The following is a 6,066-nucleotide window of genomic DNA, read 5'->3' on the forward strand; positions in this document are numbered from 1 at the left end:
CCCCGGGTCTGACGAGCGTCGCGCATGCTTGTACCACTGCTGCCGGATCGGGAACGTGCTCAAGCATTTCCATGCACGTCACCACGTCATACCGGGCAGGTTCTCTTTCTGCAAGTTTTTCTGCGGAAATCAATTCGTAATTCACTTCAATTCCCGATTCCAAGCTATGAAGATCCGCGACCTTCAGTGCTTTCTCGGACAGGTCGATGCCGGTCACTTTGGCGCCTTTCCGCGCCATGGATTCCGCCAGTATGCCGCCGCCGCAGCCCACATCCACTACGGTCTTGCCGGCGAGCGGAGCCTTCGCATTGATCCACTCCAGCCGCAGCGGATTGATCTCATGCAGCGGACGAAACTCTGATGTCGGATCCCACCAACGGTGTGCAAGATCACTAAATTTTTTCAGTTCTAACGGGTCGGCATTCATACTGTGGATCATAACGGGAATACGAAAATTAAGCTGGTTTGAAACGATTGCGGCAGGCATAAAAAAACCCCGCCGAAGCGGGGTTGGAATTCAAACAGTTGAATTACCGTGTACGAGTGCCGACAACTTCGATTTCAACGCGACGGTTCTTCGCGCGGCCATCGGAAGTGCGGTTGGAAGCAACTGGTTGCTTCTCGCCTTTGCCTTCGGTGTAGACGCGGTTAGCTTCAATGCCCTTCGAAACCATGTAGGCTTTGACAGCTTCAGCGCGACGAACAGACAACTTCTGATTGTATGTGTCACTGCCGATCGAATCGGTGTGACCGACAGCGATGATGACTTCCAGATTCATGCCTTTGAGCTTGCCTGCGAGATCGTCAAGCTTCGCTTTGCCGTCTGCCTTCAGAACAGCCTTGTCGAAGTCAAAGAATGTGTCGGCTGCAAATGTGACTTTTTCGGAAATCGGTGCAACCGGAGCAGGTGCCGGAGCAGGTGCCGGAGCGGGTGCCGGAGCGGGTGCTGGTGTCGGCGCAGCCACTGGCTTGACGAGTTCGCCATCGCATCCTGGAACTGCGTCAGCAGGTGTCCAGTAACCTGTACGCCAGCAGAGACCGAACGGATCACGAACGACGATGCCGCGGCTGTCTTGCACATATGCGCTGACAGGGGATGCGGCTTTGATGTCTTGCTGTGCTGATGCAGAGAACGATACGACTGCGGACGCAGCAAAGACGAGTTTTGCTAAATTATTCATATTTTTCCTCTTGGTTGGAGATATCCGCAGATGAACTGCGCAACAAATAGACAACATTTATAAAACGAACCGATACTACCATATGCTATTAGATCATCAGTTTATAACGTTGTTCGCATGCAATGATCTTTAGTTAACTCCATTTTGCCATATGCTTGATATAGAGCGAATGCGGCCATTTGGAGTTACCCCGCTTTTTGCATATCCGTTGTATGAATCCAACGAATGGGTGAAAACATATGGATTTTGCAAAAAAAATCCTGCAAATCTGCAGGATTTTCATGGGCAAGTAGTTATTTCTTTGGAAAGTCACCAGCCTCAAAACAGACCTGCCGAGTTTATGCAAAGCAATAACAAGTTTACCATGCGCAAGTTTTTGAATGTGCTATTTAATGAGTTTTAGTTGATTAATGCCAATTTTAGGTCTCATTAATTTCAGGAATGAATTTACATTTTTGCAATTCATCGAAAAATTCAATAAGAAGAATTATGTTGTATAGAAGAATATGGCAACTTTAATAGTTGCATTTTTGTAATTAAAATATTCTTCTGCCATCATCAGGCCTATGCGAATTTCACCGCAAAATTGAGGGGATCATGTTCGAGTTGGGCTGGCCTTTCAAGCCTCAAAAGCAGTGGGTCATAGGCGGTCGCATGCTAAAATCCAATGTTTGATGTGCCTCAGTCGCTGATTGTTTGCACATCAACCTCCAGCCCACATCCGCTCTAGAAGACCGACTCGTAATGGATCAATTCGCCAAAGAAACAATCCCCATTTCTCTTGAAGAGGAGATGCGCAAGAGTTATCTCGATTACGCAATGAGCGTAATCGTCGGACGCGCATTGCCGGATGTTCGAGACGGCCTTAAGCCGGTGCATCGCCGCGTGTTATTCGCGATGCATGAAATGAACAATGTCTGGAATCGCCCCTATGTGAAGTGCGCGCGCGTGGTAGGTGAGGTGATGGGTAAATATCACCCTCATGGCGACCAGTCAATCTATGACACCCTTGTGCGGATGGCGCAGGATTTTTCGCTGCGTTACACACTGGTGGACGGGCAAGGGAATTTCGGCTCGGTAGATGGCGACAACGCTGCAGCGATGCGCTACACCGAGTGCCGGCTGGACAAGATTGCCAGTGAAATTCTTGCCGATATCGAGAAAGACACCGTCGATTTCGTTCCCAATTATGATGGCAAGGAAAAGGAACCTTCAGTACTCCCGACCCGCATCCCGAACCTGTTGATCAACGGTTCATCCGGTATCGCGGTCGGCATGGCGACGAATATTCCGCCGCATAACATTACCGAGGTGATCAACGGCGCTTTGCATGTGCTGCGCAGCCCTGAATGTTCGGTGGATGAACTCATCGAACTCATTCCTGCACCCGATTTCCCGACGGCCGGAATTATTTATGGCGTGTCGGGTGTGCGCGACGGGTACCGCACCGGGCGCGGCCGTGTCGTTATGCGGGCGAAAACCCACTTCGAGGAATTCGGCAAGGAAAATCGTCCGGCCATCATCATCGATGAATTGCCTTACCAGGTAAACAAGAAGTCGTTGCTGGAGCGGATCGCGGAACTGGTGCGCGACAAGAAGCTGGAAGGTATTTCGGATATCCGCGACGAGTCCGACAAATCCGGTATGCGCGTTGTCATCGAGTTGAAGCGCGGCGAAGTGCCTGAGGTGGTGCTGAACAATCTGTACAAGCAGACCCAGTTGCAGGATACCTTCGGCATGAACATGGTCGCTCTGGTCGACGGTCAGCCGAAGCTGCTCAATCTGAAGCAGATGCTGGAATGCTTCCTGTCGCATCGCCGGGAAGTCGTTACGCGACGCACGGTTTTCGAACTGCGCAAGGCGCGCGAGCGAGGCCACGTCCTGGAAGGTCTGGCGGTTGCGCTTGCCAATATCGACGATTTCATCGCCATCATCAAAGCAGCGCCGACGCCGCCGATTGCGAAGGCCGAGTTGATGACCCGCGCGTGGGATTCATCGCTTGTCAGGGAAATGCTTGCACGGACAGGCGCCGAGAATGCCGGAGGCATTGACGCTTTCCGGCCCGAGAGCCTGCCGAAGCACTATGGCATTCAAAGCGACGGTTTGTATAAGTTGTCCGATGACCAGGCCCAGGAAATTCTGCAGATGCGCTTGCAGCGTCTGACCGGACTGGAGCAGGACAAGATCGTCAATGAGTACAAGGATGTGATGGCGGAAATCGCCGATCTGCTCGATATCCTCGCGCGTCCCGAGCGTGTGACGACCATCATTACCGACGAATTGACGGCTGCCAAGAATGAGTATGGCGACGGCGGCAAGGATGTCCGCCGTTCCCAGATCGAATTGAATGCCACGGACCTGGGTACGGAAGATCTGATCACGCCGCAGGACATGGTGGTCACCTTGTCGCACACCGGCTACATGAAATCCCAGCCCGTTTCGGAATATCGCGCACAGAAGCGCGGAGGCCGTGGCAAGCAGGCGATGGCGACGAAGGATGACGACTGGATCGACCAGCTCTTCATCGCCAATACTCACGATTACATTCTCTGCTTCTCAAACCGGGGGCGGATGTACTGGCTCAAGGTCTGGGAAGTTCCGCAAGGGTCCCGCGCCTCGCGAGGCAAGCCGATCGTCAACATGTTCCCGCTGCAGGACGGCGAAAAGATTACTGTCGTGTTGCCGCTGTCAGGCGAGAACCGCACATTCCCGGAAGATCACTACATCTTCATGTGCACCAGCCTCGGCACAGTGAAAAAGACGCCGTTGACGGAATTCAGCAATCCCCGCAAGGCCGGAATCATCGCCGTGGACCTCGACGAGGGCGATTTCCTGATCGGTGCCGCACTGACCGACGGCAAGCACGATGTCATGCTGTTCTCGGATTCCGGCAAGGCTGTGCGCTTCGATGAAAACGATGTGCGTCCCATGGGGCGGACTGCGCGCGGCGTACGGGGAATGAATCTTGAAGAAGGCCAGCAAGTGATCGCTTTGCTGGTGGCGGAGAACGAGCAGCAGTCGGTCCTCACGGCCACCGAGAACGGCTTCGGAAAACGCACGCCGATTACCGAATATACCCGTCATGGCCGTGGCACCAAGGGCATGATTGCAATCCAGACCAGCGAGCGCAACGGCAAGGTGGTTGCCGCGACCCTGGTTGAGCCCAGCGACGAAATCATGCTGATCACGACCGGCGGTGTGCTCATCCGCACCCGGGTTGCAGAGATCCGCGAGATGGGCCGCGCAACCCAGGGCGTTACGCTGATCGCGGTCGAAGACGGTACCAAGCTCTCCGGCTTGCAGCGTATTGTCGAGTCGGATGTGGAAGAAGACGCCGGTGGCGCGGAGGAAGAATGACCCGCGTGTATAACTTTTCCGCCGGTCCGGCAGTGCTGCCGCAGGAAGTGCTGCGTCAGGCTGCCGAGGAGATGCTCGACTGGCACGGCAGCGGCATGTCAGTAATGGAAATGAGCCATCGGGGAAAAGAGTTCATTTCGATTTACGAAGCAGCGGTAAGCGATGTGCGCGAGCTGCTGGCGATCCCCGATAATTACCATGTGCTATTCCTGCAGGGCGGCGGCATTGGTGAAAACGCCATCGTGCCGCTGAATCTGGTGGGCCGGAAGACACAGCCTGCTGTAGTGGATTTCATCCACACCGGATCATGGTCGGGCAAGTCCATCAAGGAAGCGAAGAAGTACTGCAACGTCAACGTCGCTGCCTCATCAGAAGACCAAAAATTTACTGCCATTCCGCCGCGCGAAACCTGGAAGTTATCAAAGGATGCGGCGTATGTGCACATTTGCACCAACGAGACGATAGACGGGGTCGAATTCCAGTTCACTCCGGATGTGGCTGACGACACGGGCAATGCTCCGCTCGTTGCCGATATGTCCTCGCATATCCTGTCACGGGCCATCGATGTATCGAAGTACGGCGTTATCTTTGGCGGTGCGCAGAAAAACATCGGGCCTGCAGGCGTGACACTCGTCATCGTGCGCGATGATCTGATCGGTCATGCACTGCCGATATGTCCGTCCGCTTTTGACTGGAAACTGGTGGCGGACAATAACTCCATGTACAACACGCCTCCCACTTACGCGATCTATGTTGCCGGCCTGGTTTTCCAATGGCTGAAGAAACAGGGTGGTGTGGCGGCAATGGAGCAACGGAACATCGCCAAAGCGGCATTGCTCTATGATTATTTCGACTCGACCGACTTTTACCGCAACAACGTGGCGCGAGATTCTCGTTCGCGGATGAACGTGCCGTTCTTTCTGTCGGATGAATCACTCAACGATACCTTCCTCGCCGGCGCGAAAGAGCGGCAGTTATTGCAGTTGAAGGGCCACAAATCGGTCGGCGGCATGCGCGCGTCCATCTACAATGCGATGCCGGTGGAAGGCGTGCAGGCGCTGATCGGCTATCTCAAGGACTTCGAGAAAAAATACGGCTGAAAGCCTCCCGTTCCATTGCCTGTTAAGTGTATGAGCGACGATAAACTCAAACCCTTGCGCGAGCAGATCGATGCAATCGATGCGCAAATTCTGGATCTGCTAAACCAGCGCGCCCGTGTCGCCCAGCAAGTCGGCCATGTCAAGGCCGAAACCAATGCCCCGGTATTCCGCCCCGAACGCGAAGCACAGGTGCTCGGCAGCGTGGCAGCACGGAATCCCGGTCCTCTGCAAAGCGGTGATGTGCAGACCATCTTCCGTGAAATCATGTCCGCATGCCGCGCATTGGAACGGCGTGTGACGGTCGCCTATCTCGGACCGGTCGGGACGTTCAGCGAGCAGGCCGTCTATCAGCAGTTCGGTCATGCCGTCGAGGGGATGCCATGCGCGTCCATCGACGAAGTGTTTCGTGCTGCGGAAGCGGGCACCGC

5 protein-coding genes are annotated in these 6,066 nt (G+C 54.3%); 3 read left to right on the top strand and 2 right to left on the bottom strand.

Features of this window, described 5'->3' with window-relative positions:
* The coding region (ubiG, locus tag VGU61_RS04280) for a bifunctional 2-polyprenyl-6-hydroxyphenol methylase/3-demethylubiquinol 3-O-methyltransferase UbiG (protein WP_326857865.1) at positions 1-427 on the bottom strand (427 nt) is incomplete at its 3' end.
* A gap of 103 nt (positions 428-530) precedes the next feature.
* Positions 531-1,181: an outer membrane protein OmpA gene (ompA, locus tag VGU61_RS04285; protein WP_326857861.1), complete on the bottom strand. Its 651-nt coding sequence runs from the start codon at positions 1,179-1,181 to the stop codon at positions 531-533.
* Between the two features lie 744 nt (positions 1,182-1,925).
* On the opposite strand from ompA, the gene gyrA reads away from it, so the two are divergent.
* The 3 genes from gyrA to pheA all read left to right on the top strand — a co-directional run.
* Positions 1,926-4,538 (top strand): DNA gyrase subunit A, encoded by a 2,613-nt coding sequence (gene gyrA / locus VGU61_RS04290; RefSeq protein WP_326857862.1) that lies wholly within the window; start codon positions 1,926-1,928, stop codon positions 4,536-4,538.
* Positions 4,535-5,638, top strand: a complete 1,104-nt coding sequence (gene serC / locus VGU61_RS04295) for a 3-phosphoserine/phosphohydroxythreonine transaminase (RefSeq protein ID WP_326857863.1) — start codon at positions 4,535-4,537, stop codon at positions 5,636-5,638. The genes gyrA and serC overlap by 4 nt, the downstream gene beginning before the upstream one ends.
* 30 nt (positions 5,639-5,668) lie before the next feature.
* Positions 5,669-6,066, top strand: a 398-nt coding sequence (pheA, locus tag VGU61_RS04300; protein ID WP_326857864.1) for a chorismate mutase, incomplete at its 3' end; no start/stop codon positions are given.

This window comes from Noviherbaspirillum sp., from assembly GCF_035944575.1.
Lineage (GTDB): Bacteria > Pseudomonadota > Gammaproteobacteria > Burkholderiales > Burkholderiaceae_D > Noviherbaspirillum.

Bases quoted from the DNA above. Each gene is read 5' to 3' on its own strand.
- ompA (WP_326857861.1), bottom strand. From the start codon at position 1,181: ATGAATAATTTAGCAAAACTCGTCTTTGCTGCGTCCGCAGTCGTATCG.
- serC (WP_326857863.1), top strand. From the start codon at position 4,535: ATGACCCGCGTGTATAACTTTTCCGCCGGTCCGGCAGTGCTGCCGCAG.
- gyrA (WP_326857862.1), top strand. From the start codon at position 1,926: ATGGATCAATTCGCCAAAGAAACAATCCCCATTTCTCTTGAAGAGGAG.